The following is an 18,773-nucleotide window of genomic DNA, read 5'->3' on the forward strand; positions in this document are numbered from 1 at the left end:
CCCGCCCGGTCGTACACCGGGCGGGGCGGTGTTGTTACGCGCCGGCGGGCCGACGCCGGAGAGGACGAGGTAGGGGACCGATGGATCAGGTGCCAGGCAGCCCGCAGGAGCCGCACAACGCGCAGAGTGGCGACGGCCTGCCGGGCTGTTACCGCCATCCGGACCGGCAGACCGGCATCCGCTGCGCCCGCTGTGAGAAGCCGATCTGCCCGGACTGCATGGTCAGCGCCTCGGTCGGCTTCCAGTGCCCGGACTGCGTCCGCGGCAGCGGCGGCACCGGGCACTCGGCGCACGCGATGGCGCCGCGCACGATCGCGGGCAGCACGATTGCCGCCAACCCGCGGCTGGTCACCATGATCCTGCTCGGCATCAATGTGGCGGTCTTCGCGGCGGTCTACTTCGGCGACCGGCTGCACAGCGATCTGGTCGCCCGGTTCGACATGATCGGCCTGGCTCTGGACCCGGCGCTGGGCGGGCTCGTCGGAGTCGCCGACGGCCAGTGGTACCGCCTGATCACCGCGGTGTTCCTGCATCAGGAGATCGCGCACATCGCGTTCAACATGCTGTCGCTGTGGTGGCTGGGGCCGCCGTTGGAGGCGGCGCTCGGCCGGGCCCGCTACCTCACCCTCTATCTGCTCGCCGGTCTGGGCGGCAGCGCCCTGTCATATCTCCTCGCCGCACAGAACCAGCCCTCGCTCGGGGCGTCCGGCGCGATCTTCGGGCTGCTGGGCGCGACCGCCGTCCTGCTGCGCCGGCTGAACTACGACATGAAGCCGGTGCTGATCCTGCTCGGCCTCAACCTGGTCTTCACGTTCCTGTGGCCGAATATCGCCTGGCAGGCCCATGTCGGCGGGCTGGTCGTCGGCGCCGCGGTGGCGTACGGAATGGTGCACGCGCCGCGTGACCGCCGGACGCTGGTGCACATCGGGACGTGCGTGGTGGCGCTGCTGGCGATCATCGCCGTGGTGTGGGTACGGACCCTTCAGCTGGTGGGCTGAAGGGCCCGTTCCGTCAAGTTGTCCACAGTGCGTGGTGGATCTTGTGCATGCTGTGGGGAACATCCGTTCCGGATCGCACTGACCTACGTTTCCCCAGACAGGGCAGGGGAAGGGCGGGGTCGGGTGCGGGTGCCACCGGTCACACCGGCGTCAACCTCCCGGAAGTTATCCACAGATCTTCTGAAGTTTTCCCCGGCTGTGGATAACCGTGTGGATGGTCTTGGGCAGGGCTTGCCCTACTTCCACTGTGTGGATACGCCGAACCCCACCGCGATGAAGCCGAAGCCGCACACGATGTTCCAGTTGCCCATGGCCTTGATCGGGAGATCGCCTTCGGACACGTAGAAGAGGATGATCCAGGCGAGTCCGATAAGGAACATCGCCAGCATCAGCGGCGCGACCCAGCCACGGCCTGGGTTCATCTTCAGGCTGGTGGTCTTCGCCGGCGGCGGCGTGAAGTCGTCCTTCTTGCGGATCCGTGACTTCGGCACGAGGAACTCTCCTGTCGATGCGCTGCGTGACCGCGCGGGGCCGTACGGGATGGAAGCCGGGGGAGGAAGCGGCGGGGAGCGATTTCTCGCCCGGGGCGTCCGTTAGCGTAGTGCTTCCGCGGCGTCGTAAGGAGTAAGGGTACGTTGAGCAATTCCGCCGACTCCCCTGGCCGCCCCGCCCGCCGCCGTCTGCGGCCCGTGCGGATTCTCACCCTCGCCGTCTTCGCCCTCGCCGGCCTGATGTTCTGGCTGAGTTTCGACACCGCGCGGGGCACGAACCTCCGCTCGGACGATTCGATGCTGCGGCTCTCCGACCTCATCCAGGAACGCAGCAACAAGAACGGCACCCAGGACGATCGGAACGCCACCCTGCGCGCGGACGTCGACGGCCTCGCGCAGCGTGACAACGACAGCTCCAAGGCCGAGGACGCCAAGCTCAGGGCGCTGGAGAAGGACGCCGGCAGCAAACCGGTGGCAGGCCAGGGGGTGAGCGTCACGCTCACCGACGCCCCGCCGAACGCCACCGCCAAGATCCCCGGAGTGCCCGACCCGCAGCCCAACGACCTGGTCATCCACCAGCAGGATCTGCAAGCCGTCGTCAACACCCTGTGGCAGGGCGGGGCCAAGGGCATCAGGGTCATGGACCAGCGGCTGATCTCCACCAGTGCGGTGCGCTGCGTCGGTAACACCCTGATCCTCCAGGGCCGCGTCTACTCGCCGCCCTACAAGGTCACCGCCGTAGGCGACCGCGATGCGCTGAACAAGGCGCTGAACGCCGCCCCCGCCATCCGGAACTACCTCCAGTACGTGAACGCCTACGGACTGGGCTGGAAAGTCGACCAGCACGACACGGTGACTCTGCCCGGCTACTCCGGCACAGTGGATCTGCACTACGCACAGCCTGTGAAGCCGTAACCCGCGCGCCGCGGGGCGGCGGGAGGAGCGGGGCCGGTATGACGGTGCGGTGGATCGTGCGGACGGTCAGCGAAATCCTCGTCACCCTCGGCACCTTGATCGTCCTCTTCGTCGTCTACGTGCTCTTCTGGACCGGCGTACGGGCCGACAGCGCGATGGACGGCGAGCTCGGCGCCTTGCAGCAGCTCTGGTCGGCGGGACCGGCCGCCGGCGGCGGGAGCGGCGGCCCGGGTGCCACGGGCGGCAGCGGAACCGCGGCCGGACCGTCGGGCGGCGCCGCCGGGGAGCAACCGCGACAGCCCGCGTACGCGGACGGCACGTCCTTCGCCGTCATGTACATCCCGCGCTTCGGCGCCGACTGGGCCAAGCCCGTTCTCCAGGGCACCGCCACCGACACCCTCAAGCGCGGCCTCGGCCACTACGAGCGGACCGCGCGGCTCGGTGCGACCGGCAACTTCGCGGTCGCCGGGCACCGCAGGACCTACGGTGACCCGTTCAAGGACTTCCCGCAGCTGCGGCCCGGCGACGCCGTGGTGCTGAGCGACGGCATGACCTGGTTCACCTACCGCATCGACAAGCGGCCCTATACGACGCTGCCCAGCGACATCGGGGTGATCGATCCGGTGCCGCGGAAGTCCGGCTACGACGGCCCCGGACGCTATCTCACGCTGACGACCTGCGAGCCGGAGTGGGGTCACAGCCACCGGCTGATCGCCTGGGCACACCTCGACGCCACCCAACCCGTGGGGCGAGGAAGGCCATCGGCTTTGACCGGCTGACCCCCCTGCCCGACCCTCTCCCTTTACTCTGGTGGGGCAATCGACATCGTCATCGGCATCGGCAAGGGGACAGCGACAGCATGTACGGCTGGATCTGGCGGCATCTGCCGGGCAACGCATGGGTGAAGGCGTTCATCTCACTCGTGCTGGTGCTGGCGGTCGTCTTCGTGCTTTTCCAGTACGTCTTTCCGTGGGCGGAGCCGATGCTCCCCTTCAATGACGTCACGGTCGACCGAGGGATGGCAGCCGTCCGATGACCGCACGGATTCTCGTTGTCGACAACTACGACAGCTTCGTCTTCAACCTCGTTCAGTACCTCTACCAACTGGGCGCCGAATGCGAGGTGCTGCGCAACGACGAGGTCGCGCCGAGCCATGCCCAGGACGGTTTCGACGGCGTACTGCTGTCACCAGGGCCCGGCACGCCCGAGCAGGCCGGCGTCTGCGTCGACATGGTCCGACACTGCGCGGACACCGGCGTCCCGGTCTTCGGCGTCTGCCTGGGCATGCAGTCGATGGCGGTCGCCTACGGCGGTGTGGTCGACCGGGCGCCCGAGCTGCTGCACGGCAAGACCTCGCTCGTCTCCCACGAGGGCTCCGGCGTCTTCGCCGGTCTGCCCTCCCCCTTCACCGCCACCCGCTACCACTCCCTCGCCGTCGAGTGGGACACCGTCCCAGACGAGCTGACCGTCACGGCCTGGACGGAGACCGGGGGCGCCCCGGGTGCTGCGGCGGGGCGGATCGCGATGGGGCTGCGGCACCGAGAGCTTCCGGTGGAGGGCGTGCAGTTCCACCCGGAGTCGGTGCTGACCGAGTGGGGGCACCGGATGCTGGCCAACTGGCTGGTGGAGTGCGGCGACAAGGGAGCCGTGGAGCGCTCGACGGGGCTGGCCCCGGTGGTCGGCAAGGCCGGCGCGTGACCGCCCTGCGCCCCGAGCGTGAAGGGAGAGCCCACGAGCCGCACGAGCCACCGCAGCAGCCCTATGAGCCGCAGGATCCGTACGGGCGCCGCGATCCGTTCGAGACGGACGACGCCTTCGAGGCGGCGGTCGGGCAACTCGACGATCCGCTGAACGATCCGCTCCCGGGCCGGCCCGCACCGGCCCCGGCGCCCGCGCCGTACGGGCAGCACAGACGGACCGCCCCCGCCGCGCAGCCGGCACCGCCCGCCGCGTCCTCCGGGACCGGCGGGCGCCATGCCAACAGGCCCCAGGACAGTGGGCAGGGCGCTCCGCAGGCCACACCAGGGGCCGGGCGGCAGGGCTCACCGTGGTTCCGGCCGCATCAGGAGCCGGAGTCGCCGGTCCGGTCGCAGCCGACCGACCGACCGCAGCCGCAGCATCAGCCGCCGCCACCGCAGCCCTACGAGGCAGTGCCGCCGCAGCCGCGGCCCTATGTGCCCGAGCCCGCCGGACACGGCCAGGGCCATGGCCCCGGATACACCTCCGCGCCCACGCCGTCCGAACCGATATCCGCGCCCTACGCCGTACCGCGGGCCCCGGCCCCGGCCCGGCCGCCGTCCGGCGGACCGCGGCAGGACGACGAGACCATGGCGCTGCGTCAGGCTGAGGAGCTTGGTGCGACACGCTTCGACGGGCACGCGCCCGACCGTGAAACGGACGCTGTTTCACGTGAAACAACGGATTCACGTGAAACAGCGATGGTGCCGTCGTCCGGCGGCCGTGCCGCGCGACGTAAGGCCGCGCAGGAGGCCGCCAAGCGGGGCGGTAAGCGCGGCCGCCACGGTGGTCCGGCCGCCGCCGGTGCTGCCGCCGCCTCGGACGCCGAACCGGCGCCGGCGCCGACCTCCCGGCTGGCGGCGCGGCGTGCCGAGCGGGCCGCCAAGGACAGCCCCAGCCTGATCCTCAGCCGGGCGGTGGGCGAAGTGTTCATCACCCTCGGCGTGCTGATGCTGCTCTTCGTCACCTACCAGCTGTGGTGGACGAATGTGCTGGCCCAGCAGCAGGCCGGCGGTGCCGCCAACACGCTCCAGCACGAATGGAGCAGCGGCGCCGGGGAGAAGAAGAACCTCGCGGCCGGTGAGCGCTTCGCGATCATGTATATCCCGAAGCTGGATGTGAAGGTCCCGATCGCCGAGGGAATCGACAAGCACAGCGTGCTGGACCACGGCATGGTCGGCCATTACGACGAGCGCAGCGGGATCAAGACGGCGATGCCCTGGGACGCGAAGGGCAACTTCGCGGTGGCGGGCCACCGCAACACCCATGGCGAGCCGTTCCGCTATATCAACAAGCTCACCAAGGGCGACAAGATCGTCGTCGAGACGCAGGGCGCTTACTACACCTTCGAGATGGAGAGCATCCTCCCGCAGACCTCACCGAAGAACGTGAGCGTCATCCAACCGGTGCCGCAGGGTTCGGGGTTCAGCGGTCCGGGCCGCTACATCACACTGACGACCTGTACCCCGGAATTCACCAGTACCTACCGGATGATCGTCTGGGGCAAGATGGTCGACGAGCGACCGCGGAGCAAGGGCAAGCCGGATGCGCTCGACAGCTGAGCGAACGTAAAAAGGGGTACTACGCGGTGACTGCCACCGGATACGACGAGGACACCGACCGGTCGCCGTCCCCCGCGCCGCGCCGCGCACGGGGGATCATCGCCTCCGTCGTCAGCGTCATCGGCGAGCTGCTGATCACGGCCGGGGTGATCCTGGCCCTGTTCGTCGCCTACTCGCTGTGGTGGACCAACGTCCTCGCCGACCGTGAGGCGAACAAGCAGGGCGACCAGGTGCGCAAGCACTGGGCGACCAGCGGTCCCAAGGGGCCGGGCGCGCTGGACACCAAGGACGGCATCGGCTTTCTCCATGTACCGGCGATGAGCGGTGGAGAGATGCTGGTCAAGAAGGGCACCGACTCCGAGATCCTCAACGAGGGGGTGGCCGGCTACTACACCGAGCCGGTCAAGTCGGGGCTGCCGCAGGACAAGAAGGGCAACTTCACGCTCGCCGCCCACCGCGATGGACACGGCGCGAAGTTCCACAACATCGACAAGCTCAAGGACGGCGACCCGATCGTCTTCGAGTCCAAGGACACCTGGTACATCTACAAGGTCTACGCGACGCTGGAGGAGACCTCGAAGTACAACGTGGATGTCCTGGACGCCGTCCCGAAGGAGTCCGGTAAGCGTCAGGCCGGCCGCTACATCACGCTCACGACCTGCACTCCGGTCTACACCTCGAACTACCGCTACATCGTGTGGGGCGAGCTGGAGCGCACCGAGAAGGTCGACGCGGACCGTACGCGTCCGAAGGAACTGCGCTGAGCCGCAGCACCGGACGGGTTCCGCCCGCCTCCCCTCCACACAGAACGGAGCCCCGGTCGCCGTCAAGGCGGCCGGGGCTCCGTTCATACGTGGTGCGGTCCGTTAGTGATGGTGGCCCCAGGGACCGCTGATGAGACCACCGCCGTCGCTCTCGTCTCCGTTGTTGTCATCCCCGCCGATACTGATGGTGGTCAGCTTCACGGTGGTGGACTTGGGGTCGGTGGGCGTTCCCCCTGCCGGGTCCTGGGCGATAACCCGGGCCTTCTTGTCCTGCGGACTGCCGTCGGCGAACTGGATGTTCGTGTATCCGGCCTGCTGCAGCGCCTTCTTGGCGTCCTTCAGGGACTGGCCGACCACACTCGGAACCGGCGTCTGCGCCGCCGCCTTGCCGACCGTCAGCGTGACGGTCGAGTTGTTCTCGACCTGGGAGTTGGCCCCGGGGTCCATCGCCGTGACCTTGCCGACCTGCGACGGATCGGAGACTTCCTGCTCCTGCTTGTTCACCCGGAGACCGAGATCCGTCAGCTGCTTCGACGCCGCGTTGAAGTCCTGGCCCGTGACGCTCGGGACCGTGGTCTTCTTGGCCGCCTTGGCGATGGACAGCGTGATCTTGGTGTTCTTGGTCTTCTTGGCGCCGGCCTGCGGGTCCTGCTCGGCGACGGTGCCGGGGTCGCGTTCGGACACCGTCTCGTGGGACTCGACGTTGGTGAAGCCCTTGGCCTCCAGCTCCGACCGCGCGTCGGCCAGGGTCAGGCCCTTCACGTTGGGGACCGAGATCTCCTCGGGCCCGCTGCACATCGTGACGGTGACCGGGCCGTCCTTGTCGATCTTCGCGCCGGAGGCCGGCTCCTGCTTCGTGATCTGGTTCTTCTTGACGTTGTCGCAGGCCACACTGGAGCCCTCGGCAACCTTGAAGTTGCCGTTCAGCCCGGCGTCCTTGGCCTGGGCCAGTGTCTTGCCGACGAGGTTCGGCAACGACACCTTGCCGCTGTCGGCAGTGCCGCTGAACATCGCCTTGCCGATGAAGATCGCACCGACCAGCACGAGGACGCCCGCGGTCACCAGCAGAACCGTCGAGGTACGGCTCTTCTTCTGGCCGCCGCCCCGGCGCCGGTCGGGCCGCTCGTCGTAGCCGTAGCCCCCGTCGTCCGGGTTCATCGGCGGCAGCATCGCCGTCTGGCCCGCCGGGTCCTGCGCCCGCAGCATGGTGGTCGGCCGGTCCTGCTCGTAACCCGCCGCGCCCAGGCCGGCAGCGGCGGCGACCGGCTGGCCGTCCAGCGCCGCCTCGATGTCGGCCCGCATCTCATCGGCCGACTGATAGCGGTAGTCCGGGTCCTTGACCAGCGCCTTGAGGACGATGGCGTCCATCGCGGGCGTGATCTCGGGGTCGAAGTTGCTCGGCTTCTGCGGCTCCTCGCGGACGTGCTGGTAGGCCACCGCGACCGGTGAGTCACCGATGAACGGCGGCCGCACTGTGAGGAGTTCGTAGAGCAGACAGCCGGTGGAGTACAGGTCGGAACGGGCGTCGACCTGCTCACCCTTGGCCTGCTCGGGCGAGAGGTACTGCGCCGTGCCGATGACCGCGGCGGTCTGCGTCATCGTCATGCCGGCGTCGCCCATGGCGCGGGCGATGCCGAAGTCCATGACCTTGACCTGGCCGGTGCGCGTCAGCATGACGTTGGCCGGCTTGATGTCACGGTGGACGATGCCGGCCCGGTGCGAGTACTCCAGCGCCTGGAGGACACCGGTCGTCATCTCCAGGGAGCGCTCGGGCAGCAGCTTGCGACCGGAGTGCAGGAGCTCGCGCAACGTGGAACCGTCGACGTACTCCATGACGATGTACGGGATCGAGACCCCGTCGACATAGTCCTCGCCGGTGTCGTAGACCGCGACGATCGACGGATGGTTCAGCGAGGCGGCCGACTGGGCCTCCCGGCGGAACCGGGCCTGGAACGACGGATCGCGGGCGAGGTCCACCCGCAGCGTCTTCACAGCTACGGTGCGGCCCAGACGGCTGTCATGGGCGAGGTAGACCTCCGCCATGCCACCGCGGCCGAGCACCGAGCCCAGCTCGTACCGGCCGCCGAGGCGACGCGGCTCTTCCATAAGCTTCTCCAGCCCTCTCCGTCAGTCCCGACCGCACCGGTGTGTGGTCCGGCGGTGTGCTGTTCGGCCATACGGTACCCGGCACGCCGCGCCCTTCCAGGCCGTGGCCGTCACCTGATATCCGACCGGTATTGGCATGACCTGGGTCACTTCTTGCCTTGCAGAACCGCCTCCATGACGCTCTTCGCGATGGGGGCGGACAGCTTGCCGCCCGCGATGTCGTCGCGGAGGGTGTCAGAGCTTTCGATGACGACGGCCACAGCGACCGGTGTGCCCTTGTCGGTCTTCGCGTAGGAGATGAACCAGGCGTACGGGTTGTCCTTGTTGTTCGCGCCGTGCTGCGCGGTACCGGTCTTGCCACCGACCGTGACGCCGTCGATCTGCGCGTTGGTTCCCGTGCCTTCCTTGACCACGGTCTCCATCATCTGCTGGATCTTCTGCGCGTTCTCCGGCTTGAGCGGCTGGCTCATCTCCTGCGGAGTGTGCTGCTGGATGACGCTGAGGTTCGGCGCGACCAGCTGCTCGACCATGTACGGCTTCATCAGCTTGCCGCCGTTGGCGATCGCCGCGGTGACCATGGCCATCTGCAGCGGCGTGGCGCGGTTGGACGCCTGCCCGATGCCGGCCATCGCGTTCTGCGGCCGGTTGTCCTTCGGGTAGACGCTCTCCGAGGCGCGGACCGGGGTGTCGACCTCGTCGTTGTTGAAGCCGAACTTCTCCGCCTCGGCCATCATCGTCTTGTTGCCGAGGTCGGCGCTGATCTTGCCGAATACGGTGTTGCAGGACCAGCGCAGCGCTTCCCTGAGGCTGGCGTTCTCGCAGGGGATGTTGCCCTCGTTCGTCAGCGGCAGACCGGCGGTGTCGGGCAGCGTGTAGGGCAGCGGCGAGTTCGTCTTGGCGTCGATGTTGGTGTAGAGCCCGTGCTCCAGCGCCGCCGCGGCCGTGACGACCTTGAAGGTGGAGCCGGGCGGGTAGGTCTGGCGCAGCGCCCGGTTGAGCATCGGCTCGCTGGGGTCGTTCTTCTTCTGGAGCGCGTTGTACGCCTTGGAGTCCGCGTCGGTCATCCCGGCGAAGGTGGACGGGTCGTACGACGGGGTACTGGCCAGCGCCAGGATCGCGCCGGTCTCCGGGTTGAGCGCGACGACCGCGCCCTTCTTGTCGCCGAGCCCGTCGAAGGCGGCCTTCTGGGCCTTGGCGTCGAGGGTGGTCACCACATCGCCGCCCTTCTTCTTGCCGCCGGTGAACATGTCGACGGTGCGGCTGAAGAAGAGCTTGTCGTCGGTACCGCTGAGGATGCCGTCGTTCAGCTTCTCCAACTTGTCGGAGTCGAACGCCTGCGAGGCATAGCCGGTGACCGGCGCCCACATCTTGCCGTCTTTGTAGGTGCGCTTGTACTTGAAGTCGCCGCTGTCGGTGACCGTCGAGCCGGTGATGGCCTTGCCGTCGACGATGATGTTGCCGCGCGGCGTGCTGTAGCGCTCGATCGCGACGCGGCGGTTGTGGATGTCGTGCTTGAGCTCGTCGGCCTGGACGAACTGGACCCAGTTGACGCGGACCAGCAGAGCCAGGACGAGCAGGCCGCAGAAGATCGCGACCCGGCGCAGGGGCTTGTTCACGGGCGGACCACCTGGGTCATCTCGGCGTCGGTGGAAGGTGCGGGAGCCGGCGCGGGCCGGCGCGCGGTGTCGCTGATACGCAGCAGGATCGCGACGAGTGCCCAGTTGGCGATCACGGATGAACCACCCTGGGCGAGGAACGGCATCGTCATACCGGTGAGCGGGATGAGACCGGTGACGCCGCCGGCGACGACGAAGACCTGCAGCGCGAAGGCGCCGGTCAGACCGACCGCCAGCAGCTTGCCGAACGGGTCACGCGCGGCCAGCGCCGTACGCAGACCGCGCTCGATCAGCAGGCCGTACAGCAGCAGCATGGCCATCAGTCCGGCCAGGCCGATCTCCTCGCCGACCGTGGCGAGGATGTAGTCGCTCTTCGGTGCGATGCCGAGGATGAGCCGGGAGTAGCCCTGGCCGAGGCCGGAGCCGAGGATGCCGCCGGAGCCGAAGGAATACATGGCCTGGGCGGTTTCCGTGACCCCGCCGTTGGAGGCCAGCGCCAGCGGGTTGAGCCAGTTGTCGACACGGGTCTGGACGTGCGACTCGAAGGTGGCCACCGCGACCGCGCCGCCCCCGCTGAGCAGCAGACCGAAGACGATCCAGCTGGTGCGCTCGGTGGCGACGTACAGCATGACGACGAAGAGGCCGAAGAAGAGCAGCGAGGTGCCCAGATCGGTCTCGAAGACGAGGATCATCAGGCTCAGTGCCCAGATGACGAGGATCGGTCCGAGGTCGCGGCCCCGCGGGAGGTAGAGGCCCATGAAGCGGCGGCTGGCCAGGGCCAGGGCATCGCGTTTGACCATCAGATAGCCGGCGAAGAAGATCGCGATGATGATCTTCGCGAACTCGCCGGGCTGGAGCGAGCCGAGACCGGGAATCGTGATCCAGATCTTGGCGCCGTTCACACCGGGGAAGAAGACCGGGGCGACCAGCAGGACCAGGGCGACGACCATCGAGATGTAGGTGTAGCGCTGGAGGACGCGGTGGTCCTTCAGGAAGATCAGGATGGCGAGGAAGAGCGCGACGCCGAAGGTGGACCACATCAGCTGGTTGGGCGCCATCGCCTTGCCGAGCGAGGGCTCCTGGTCGAGCCGCCAGATGAAGATCAGGCCCATGCCGTTGAGCAGGGTGGCGATCGGCAGCATCAACGGGTCGGCGTACGGCGCCCACTTGCGGACGACGAGGTGCGCGATGCCCGCCAGCAGACCGAGCCCGAGGCTGTAGCCCAGGACACCGGCCGGGACCGAACCGTCCTTGGCCAGGCCGACGTTGACGTAAGCGAACACCGGGACCAGCACGGCGAAGACGAGCATCGCCAGTTCGGTGTTGCGGCGGCTCGGGGCTCCGATCGTGCCGATGGTGGTGGTGTTGGTGGTGGTACTGCTCATGAGTTGTACGGCCCCCTACGCCCTCACTGCTGGGTGCTGCAATTTTTTTCCAGCTTCTGCTGCTCCTCGGCGGAGGGGGCCTGGCCGGCCGCGGAAGAGGGAGTGTCGGACGGGGTCGTGGCCAGTGCGCCGGGCACGCCGCCGGTCTTGCCTGTTCTGTCGCCGGACGAACCGTTCTTGCCGGGGGTTCCGCCGGTCTGGCTCTTGCCCTTGGCGTGAGCCGCCTCGCGCTCGGCGGTCTCCCGCTGCTCCTTGACGCGGCAGGCACTGGCCTGCTTGCCGAGGTCGGAGACCCTCTCGCGCGCGTCGTTGCGGTTGTCGGCCGTAATGGTGCCCTTGACCAGGTTGCGCTGGTACAGCGGCAGGTACTTGAGTTCGATCTCGGGGTGGTCCTCGTCGACCTTGTTGAGCGTCATCCACGCCAGGTTCTGGCTGATGCCTTGGTAGACCGCGACGTGGTCGTCCTTGGCGCCGACGAAGTACTGGGTCTGCGTCCAGCGGTAGCCGCCGTAGAGCCCGCCGCCGATGACGCCCAGCACCAGCACGGTGAACAGTGACCGCTTGAGCCACTTCCCGCGCCGCGCGGGCTTGAGGTACTCCTCGTCGGTGAACGCGCCGAACGAGCCCTGCGGCGTCCCCCCGACCTCCGGGTCGCCGCTGCCGGGCGGGCCGAAGGCGCCTCCGTGGTCCTGCGGCGGTACGTCCCGGCGGCCGAGCTCGGCGGCGCGGGCGGCTGGCGTCTGCAAGGTGCTCGGGTCGCTGAGCTGGTGCTGGTTCTCGGCTACGGCGCCCACGATGACGGGAGTGTCGTTGAGCTGGGCGGCCATCGTTTCATTGCCGTCCACGTCCAGGACGTCGGCGACGATGCAGGTGATGTTGTCCGGTCCGCCGCCGCGCAGGGCGAGCTGGATCAGCTCCTGGATGGTCTCGTGCGGCCCGTGGTAGCCGGCGAGCGTCTCTTCCAGCGTCTGGTGGCTGACGACCCCGGACAGTCCGTCCGAGCAGATCAGATACCGGTCGCCGGCCCGCACCTCGCGGATCGAGAGGTCCGGCTCGACGTGGTCACCGCTGCCCAGGGCCCGCATCAGCAGCGAGCGCTGCGGGTGCGTGGTGGCCTCTTCCTCGGTGATACGGCCCTCGTCGACGAGCCGCTGCACCCAGGTGTGGTCCTGGGTGATCTGCGTCAGCAGACCGTCGCGCAGCAGGTAGGCGCGCGAGTCGCCGACGTGCACGAGGCCGAGCCGCTGACCGGTCCACAGCAGGGCGGTCAGGGTCGTGCCCATGCCCTCCAGCTGGGGGTCCTCCTCGACCATCACCCGCAGCTGGTCGTTGGCACGCTGCACGGCGGTGCCCAGCGAGGTGAGGATGTCCGAACCCGGCACGTCGTCGTCGAGCTGCACGAGCGTGGAGATCACCTCGGAGGAGGCGACCTCGCCGGCGGCCTGACCGCCCATGCCGTCGGCGATGGCGAGCAGGCGCGGCCCGGCGTAACCGGAGTCCTCGTTGCCCTCCCGGATCATGCCCTTGTGCGATCCGGCGGCGAAGCGCAGTGACAGACTCATGCGCACCTCACCCGTCGGTTCGGGGTACATCCGCACGGTGCCCACCCTCCGGTCGGGAGCACGCTCGGGTCCGCCGAGTGGACCGCCGCGGCTCGCTCGCTCCGCTCGCTCATTGTCGTACTACTTCCGCAGCTCGATGACGGTCTTGCCGATGCGGATCGGGGCTCCCAGCGGGACCGGAGTCGGCGTCGTCAGCCGGTTCCGGTCCAGATACGTGCCATTGGTGGAACCGAGGTCCTCGACGATCCACTGGCCGTCGCGGTCCGGGTAGATCCTGGCATGCCTGCTGGACGCGTAGTCGTCGTCCAGCACGATCGTCGAGTCGTGCGCGCGGCCCAGCGAGATGGTCTGTCCCTGGAGGGCGACGGTGGTCCCCGTCAGGGTGCCCTCCGAGACGACCAGCTTGGTGGGCGCGCCTCGGCGCTGACGGTTGTTGCCGCGGCCGCCTTCCTGGCGGCGCTGCTGTGGTGGCGGCGCGGCGGGCTGGCGCTGCGTACGCGCGTCCGGCCCACCTCGCCGGGCGGCGCCACGCTGTGTGACGCGCGTGCCGAACAGATCGCTGCGGATGACCTGAACGGCCACGATGACGAACAGCCACAGTACGGCGAGGAAACCCAACCGCATGACCGTGAGGGTCAGCTCTGACATTGCCCCCGCTTCACCCTTCGGCTTGCCGGTAAACGATGGTGGTACTGCCCACGACAATCCGCGAGCCGTCGCGGAGATTAGCGCGAGTGGTGTGCTGCCCGTCTACCACGATGCCGTTCGTGGATCCCAGATCCTGGATCGTGGGGGGCGTTCCGACCCGGATCTCACAGTGCCGCCGAGACACCCCCGGATCGTCGATCCGTACGTCGGCGTCGGTGGAGCGGCCCATGACGAGCGTGGGGCGCGAGATCTGGTGGCGGGTGCCGTTGATCTCGATCCAGCGCCTGGTCTGCGCATACGGCTGCGCCCCCGTACCGGGCGGTGCCGGACGGGGCATGGGCTGCGGGCTACCGGGAGGCGGGGACGAGGGCATCGGGGGCGGACCCACGTGACCTCCGCCGGGCTGGCCACCACGGGGCGCCGTGGCGGTGCGCTGGGCGGCGGCCGCCTGACCTGGCTGCTCCTGGGACGAGCTGGACGCAAGAGTGCGGCTGCGGACGCGGTACAGGCCGGTGTCGAGATCGTCGGCCTTCTCCAGATGGACCTTGATCGTGCCCATGAAGGTGTACCGCTGCTGCTTGGCGTAGTCGCGGACCATGCCGGAGAGCTCTTCGCCGAGCTGCCCGCTGTAGGGGCTCAGGCGCTCGTAGTCGGGGGTGCTCAGTTCGACGATGAAGTCGTTGGGGACGACTGTGCGGTCGCGGTTCCAGATGGTGGCGTTGTTGTCGCACTCGCGCTGGAGCGCGCCGGCGATCTCAACGGGCTGCACCTCGGACTTGAACACCTTGGCGAAGGTGCCGTTGACGAGACCTTCGAGACGCTGTTCAAAACGCTTCAGTACTCCCATGGAGCACCTCCTTCCTCAGTCTTCGTCGGGGTCGTCCTGATACTGCTTACTGATCGTATCCACGCGTCGGGAAATCGGCTGGTTCCCCTCTCCCGCCTGGAGGACGAGTGTCGCCCCTCACAGGGTTGCCCGGTGTTGGCCTTCTCCTTGCCCACTGCTTGTGCACTGCGATCGTAGATGTGCCCTGAAGACAGTGTCCCGCAACCGGCGGCGTTCCTGACCGGGCGGGTGCCCTGGTTCTTCTCAGGGTCGGACCCCCGGGTGCGGGCGCCGGCCCCCTGGTGGCGGACACCGCGAGTGTGAACCCTGTAGGGGCCGCCCGGCGAGCGGCCGGTGCCGCGGACGGCGGCCGGCCTCGGCCCGCTGCGCTGCGGGGACCGGGGAAAACGGGTGTGAAGGCACCCGCGACACCGTGCTAATCTTCTGCATGTCGGAAGGCGCTCGCACAAGACACCGGACCAAACGGCCCGGATCACGTGAGAGAATCAATCGGCAGCACCCATGCGCGGGTGGCGGAATAGGCAGACGCGCTGGATTCAGGTTCCAGTGCCCGAAAGGGCGTGGGGGTTCAACTCCCCCCTCGCGCACAGATGAGACCCCTGGTCTCCGGAGAAATCCGGCGGCCGGGGGTTTTTGTTTTGTCCGGTGGGGTCGGTGGGCCGGGTGGGCCGGCGATTTGCGGAGCTCGTCGGAATCGATGGGTTCGGTGTGTTCGACGGGTTCGGTGTGTTCGCGGGCTCTATCGGGTTCGTCGGTTCTGTGAGGTCGCTGGGGCGTTGGGGTCCGCCGGGCTGTTGTGTCCGGTGTGTTCGCGGTGGTGGTAAGGGCAGTTCGAGGCGTCGGGGCTGAGGGCTACGTCACATCCGGCGCGGTGGTCGCGTGCGTCAGGTCGTCACGTATGTCGTGGCCGTCACGTTCGCCACCGCTGCGCTGAAAGCACGGATGCGGGCGGTTTCGCGGGCGGGGTGGTGGAGGAGGCCCAGGACGGAGTCCGGGAGGCCGGTGACGGGGACGAAGGCGATATCGCGGCGGCCGTGGTAGTCGGCGGTGGGGCGGCAGAGGAGCATGGCACCGCGGCCGGCGGCGGTGAGGGTGATGCCCTCCTGCAGGGTGCTGACGGCGGGGCCGGCCGGGATGGGGCGGCCTTCGGGGGTCACGGTGGGGGCGTGCGCTTCGCGCCAGTAGGCGGGTGCGGGGCCGTCCGCGGAGATCAGGGGGACGGCGGCCAGTTCCTCGGCGGTGAGGGCGGCGCGGGACGCCAGCGGGTGCCGTACGGACAGGGCGAGGGTCTGCGGCTGGGCGGAGAAGACCGGGCCGAGGGTGAGATCGGGCTCGGCCGCCGGGAGCAGCGTGACGGCGACGTCGACCGCACCGCTGCGGAGCGCCCCGAAGGGGTCGCAGAACGGGATCTCGACGATCTCCGTGTCGCAGCCCGGGTGGCGGGCCTGGAAGGCGTCGATGGCGCGCATGATGCGGTCGTCCGCGGTGCCCTGGAAGCCGATGGTCAGCCGGCCCTCGATGCCGCGGGCGGCGGTGCGGGTGGTCTCCACGGTGGCGCGCAGGGCGTCGTAGGCGGGCCGCAGGGCGGTGCGGAAGTTCTCGCCGAGGGGGGTGAGGTGTACACGTCGGCTGGTGCGGTCCACGAGGCGGGCGCCGATGCGGGACTCCAGGGCGCGCAGGAGCTGGCTGACGCGGCTCTGCGAGACGTACAGGCGCTCGCCGGTGCGTCCGAAGTGCAGTTCTTCGGAGAGGACGAGGAAGCATTCCAGCTCGCGGAGATCCAGGCTGCTGGTGCCGGGGGGTTCGGGTGGACCGGGCATGGCGGGCTTTCGGTGCGGGTCGGCGGTGGCGGCGGGCGGTTGGCGGTCGGTGGTGGTGGGTCGATGAGTCCTGCTTATTGAAGGGTGAGGACTTCGGCGTTGTTCCCCGGTGGGCGTCGGCGTTGGCTGGGGGCATGACGGAGATCGATGAGGTGCGACCGGTGGGCGACGCGGAACCGGTGGGTCAAACAGCGGCTCGGACCGGCGAGTCGGGGCGGGTGCGGAGCGGTGGGTGGCCCGCTGTGGGGGCGCTGGCGGCGGGGACGTTCACGGTGGTGACGTCGGAGATGCTGCCGGTGGGGCTGCTGACGCCGATCGGGGGTGACCTGGGGATCTCGGACGGGACGGCGGGGCTGACGCTGACCGTCACCGGTCTGGTCGCGGCGGTGGCGGCGCCGGTGCTGACGTTGCTGGTGGGGCGGATGGACCGGCGAGTGGTGCTGGTCGCCCTGATGGGGATGCTGGCGGTGGCGAATCTGCTGGCCGCGAATGCGTCGAATGTCGTGGTGCTGCTGGTGGCCCGGGTGCTGGTGGGGCTGGGGATGGGCGGGGTGTGGGCGCTCGCGGCGGGGCTCGCGGTGCGGCTGGTGCCCGGTAGGCGGGTGGCGGTGGCGACGTCCCTGATCTTCAGCGGGGTGGCGGCGGCGTCGGTGCTGGGGGTGCCGGCCGGTGCGTTCGTGGGCGAACTCGGGGGCTGGCGCACGGCGTTCGTGGCGATGGCGGTGGTCTGCGCGGTGGTGGCGGTCGCGCTGGCCGCCCTGCTGCCGCCGCTCCCGTCGACCGGTGCGGTGCGGCTGAGCGGGGTGCTGGGGCTGTTCCGCAGCGCGCCGGTACGGACCGGACTGCTGCTGGTCGCGCTGTTGGTGACGGGGCATTTCGCGGCGTACACGTATGTGCGGCCGGTGCTGGAGGAGGTGGCCGGGGCCGGCGCGGGGCAGATCGGCACGCTGCTGCTGGCCTTCGGCGTCGCGGGTCTCGCGGGGAATTTCGCGGCCGGTACGGGGGCGGCGCGTTCGCCGCGCGCGACGGCGCTGGTGATCTGCGGGGTGCTGGCGAGTGCCGTGTTGCTGATGCCGGTACTGGGGCGCGGTGCGGGCGTACCGGTGGCGGCGGTGCTGCTGGCCGTGTGGGGGCTGGCCTACGGGGGCGTGTCGGTCAGCACGCAGACCTGGCTGATGGCGGCGGCGCCGGGCGCGCGCGAGGCGGCCTCGGCGCTCTTCGTGGGCGTGTTCAACGGGGCCATCGCGCTGGGGGCCTTCGCCGGTGGCCGGGCCGCGGACGGCTGGGGCACCACCGGGGTGATGTGGCTGGGCGGCGCGCTCGCGGTGGGGGCGCTGGTGACGGTGGTGGCGGGGCGGGCACCGGAGGGAGGCAAGAGGTGAGGGGCGAAGGGTGAGGGTGGGGCGAGCCCGGGGGCGTTGGGCACGGGGTTGTTGGCCTCGTGGCCGGGGGCGCCCCCGGGCGGCGCGGGGTGGTGCGGGGTGGTGCGTGGCAGCGCTGAGCGGTGCGGGTGGTGCGGTTCCGGGGGCGGCGGTCTCCGGCCACGAGACGGACCCGTAGCGGCGGGTGTGCGGCGCGGCGGGATGCGGGGAACCGGGCTGTGGCAGGCCGGAGTTGGGGCGTCCGGAGGTGTGGCGCCAGGGGCGTGTGCGTCAGGCGGTGAAGCGGTGGGCGAGGGATTTGGCCTTGGCCGCGGCGTTCGAGTGCGCCTTCTCGCGGGAAGCCTCGTACAGCGGTACGAGCTCGGCCATCGCCGGGTTGGCGGGCGCCATGGTCAGCTCGGGGACGATGAACTCGACGTCGAGGCCGAGCATGTCGCCCAGAACGGCCTGGAGGTAGTTCTGGACGTACTCGAAGCCCTCGCGGGGGGTGCCCGGCGCGTACGACCCGCCACGGCTGGCGACGACGACGATCGGGGTGCCCTTGGCGGACGGCTCGGCACCGGCCGTACGGCCCGGGATGATCACGTGGTCGAGCCATGCCTTGAGCGTCGAGGGGATCGTGAAGTTGTACATCGGGGCGGCCATGACGATCGCGTCGGCCTGCTCCAGCTCGTCGGCGAGCCGGGTGCGGAGCGCGAAGGCGGTCTGCTGCTCGGGGGTGCGCGCCGCGGGATCGGCGAAGCCCGCGGCGGCGCCGACGCCGTCCAGATGCGGCAGCGGGTCGGCGGCCAGGTCGCGGTGGACGACCGTGCCGTCGGGGTGCTGCTCCTCCCAGGTCTTGCGGAAGGCCGAGGTCACCGAGCGGGAGGCGGAACGGCCCTCGGGGAAGACGGAGGTGTCGAGAAGCAGAAGCGTGGCCATGGGGATCGGTCCTTCGGTT

General features: G+C 69.4%; 17 protein-coding genes and 1 tRNA gene. 9 read left to right on the forward strand and 9 right to left on the reverse strand.

The features are described 5' to 3' along the window. Positions 1-80 precede the first annotated feature (80 nt). A complete protein-coding gene (locus IH09_RS17975) occupies positions 81-998 on the forward strand; it encodes a rhomboid family intramembrane serine protease (RefSeq protein ID WP_052857305.1) in 918 nt (305 codons plus the stop codon). A 236-nt stretch (positions 999-1,234) separates the two neighbouring features. Here IH09_RS17975 and crgA read toward each other — a convergent pair whose 3' ends face one another. Beyond that, on the reverse strand, positions 1,235-1,489 hold the full coding sequence (crgA, locus tag IH09_RS17980) for a cell division protein CrgA (protein WP_052857306.1): 255 nt from the start codon (positions 1,487-1,489) through the stop codon (positions 1,235-1,237). A gap of 144 nt (positions 1,490-1,633) precedes the next feature. Between crgA and IH09_RS17985 the strand changes: the two genes are divergently transcribed. From IH09_RS17985 to IH09_RS18005, 6 genes are all read left to right on the forward strand, one after another. Next, the gene (locus IH09_RS17985; RefSeq protein ID WP_052857307.1) at positions 1,634-2,404 is read left to right on the forward strand and encodes a DUF881 domain-containing protein; all 771 of its coding nucleotides are present in this window, start codon (positions 1,634-1,636) and stop codon (positions 2,402-2,404) included. Between the two features lie 38 nt (positions 2,405-2,442). After that, on the forward strand, positions 2,443-3,183 hold the full coding sequence (locus IH09_RS17990; protein WP_052857308.1) for a class E sortase: 741 nt from the start codon (positions 2,443-2,445) through the stop codon (positions 3,181-3,183). A gap of 80 nt (positions 3,184-3,263) precedes the next feature. Next, the gene (locus IH09_RS39130; protein WP_094793607.1) at positions 3,264-3,440 is read left to right on the forward strand and encodes a hypothetical protein; all 177 of its coding nucleotides are present in this window, start codon (positions 3,264-3,266) and stop codon (positions 3,438-3,440) included. After that, complete coding sequence (locus IH09_RS17995; RefSeq protein WP_052857309.1) at positions 3,437-4,102, forward strand: aminodeoxychorismate/anthranilate synthase component II; 666 nt, start codon at positions 3,437-3,439, stop codon at positions 4,100-4,102. The genes IH09_RS39130 and IH09_RS17995 overlap by 4 nt, the downstream gene beginning before the upstream one ends. Beyond that, positions 4,099-5,703: a class E sortase gene (locus tag IH09_RS18000; RefSeq protein ID WP_052857310.1), complete on the forward strand. Its 1,605-nt coding sequence runs from the start codon at positions 4,099-4,101 to the stop codon at positions 5,701-5,703. Before IH09_RS17995 ends, IH09_RS18000 begins: the two co-directional genes overlap by 4 nt. A gap of 26 nt (positions 5,704-5,729) precedes the next feature. Continuing rightward, on the forward strand, positions 5,730-6,467 hold the full coding sequence (locus IH09_RS18005; protein WP_052857311.1) for a class E sortase: 738 nt from the start codon (positions 5,730-5,732) through the stop codon (positions 6,465-6,467). A gap of 102 nt (positions 6,468-6,569) precedes the next feature. Here IH09_RS18005 and pknB read toward each other — a convergent pair whose 3' ends face one another. The 6 genes from pknB to IH09_RS18035 form a co-directional block, all read right to left on the reverse strand. Then, positions 6,570-8,573 carry a Stk1 family PASTA domain-containing Ser/Thr kinase gene (gene pknB, locus IH09_RS18010; RefSeq protein WP_052857312.1) on the reverse strand — a complete coding sequence of 668 codons (2,004 nt, stop codon included), beginning with the start codon at positions 8,571-8,573 and terminating at the stop codon, positions 6,570-6,572. A gap of 146 nt (positions 8,574-8,719) precedes the next feature. Beyond that, positions 8,720-10,189, reverse strand: a complete 1,470-nt coding sequence (locus tag IH09_RS18015) for a penicillin-binding transpeptidase domain-containing protein (protein ID WP_052857313.1) — start codon at positions 10,187-10,189, stop codon at positions 8,720-8,722. After that, entirely contained in the window at positions 10,186-11,574 is a 1,389-nt protein-coding gene (locus IH09_RS18020; protein WP_052857314.1) for an FtsW/RodA/SpoVE family cell cycle protein, read from the reverse strand. The genes IH09_RS18015 and IH09_RS18020 overlap by 4 nt, the downstream gene beginning before the upstream one ends. Positions 11,575-11,597: 23 nt before the next feature. Further along, positions 11,598-13,136: a PP2C family protein-serine/threonine phosphatase gene (locus tag IH09_RS18025; protein ID WP_052857471.1), complete on the reverse strand. Its 1,539-nt coding sequence runs from the start codon at positions 13,134-13,136 to the stop codon at positions 11,598-11,600. Between the two features lie 120 nt (positions 13,137-13,256). Then, positions 13,257-13,784: an FHA domain-containing protein FhaB/FipA gene (locus IH09_RS18030; RefSeq protein ID WP_052857315.1), complete on the reverse strand. Its 528-nt coding sequence runs from the start codon at positions 13,782-13,784 to the stop codon at positions 13,257-13,259. A 10-nt stretch (positions 13,785-13,794) separates the two neighbouring features. After that, the gene (locus IH09_RS18035) at positions 13,795-14,631 is read right to left on the reverse strand and encodes an FhaA domain-containing protein (RefSeq protein WP_052857316.1); all 837 of its coding nucleotides are present in this window, start codon (positions 14,629-14,631) and stop codon (positions 13,795-13,797) included. Between the two features lie 503 nt (positions 14,632-15,134). On the opposite strand from IH09_RS18035, the gene IH09_RS18040 reads away from it, so the two are divergent. Next, positions 15,135-15,218 (forward strand) — tRNA-Leu (locus tag IH09_RS18040). A gap of 297 nt (positions 15,219-15,515) precedes the next feature. Here IH09_RS18040 and IH09_RS18045 read toward each other — a convergent pair. Beyond that, positions 15,516-16,451, reverse strand: a complete 936-nt coding sequence (locus IH09_RS18045) for a LysR family transcriptional regulator (RefSeq protein WP_052857317.1) — start codon at positions 16,449-16,451, stop codon at positions 15,516-15,518. A 134-nt stretch (positions 16,452-16,585) separates the two neighbouring features. Between IH09_RS18045 and IH09_RS18050 the strand changes: the two genes are divergently transcribed. Further along, a complete protein-coding gene (locus IH09_RS18050; protein WP_110952396.1) occupies positions 16,586-17,833 on the forward strand; it encodes an MFS transporter in 1,248 nt (415 codons plus the stop codon). 270 nt (positions 17,834-18,103) lie between these two features. On the opposite strand, the gene IH09_RS18055 is transcribed toward IH09_RS18050, so the two are convergent. Next, the gene (locus IH09_RS18055) at positions 18,104-18,754 is read right to left on the reverse strand and encodes an FMN-dependent NADH-azoreductase (RefSeq protein WP_052857319.1); all 651 of its coding nucleotides are present in this window, start codon (positions 18,752-18,754) and stop codon (positions 18,104-18,106) included. Positions 18,755-18,773: the final 19 nt, after the last annotated feature.

This window comes from Streptomyces celluloflavus, from assembly GCA_000720995.1.
GTDB lineage: Bacteria > Actinomycetota > Actinomycetes > Streptomycetales > Streptomycetaceae > Streptomyces > Streptomyces celluloflavus.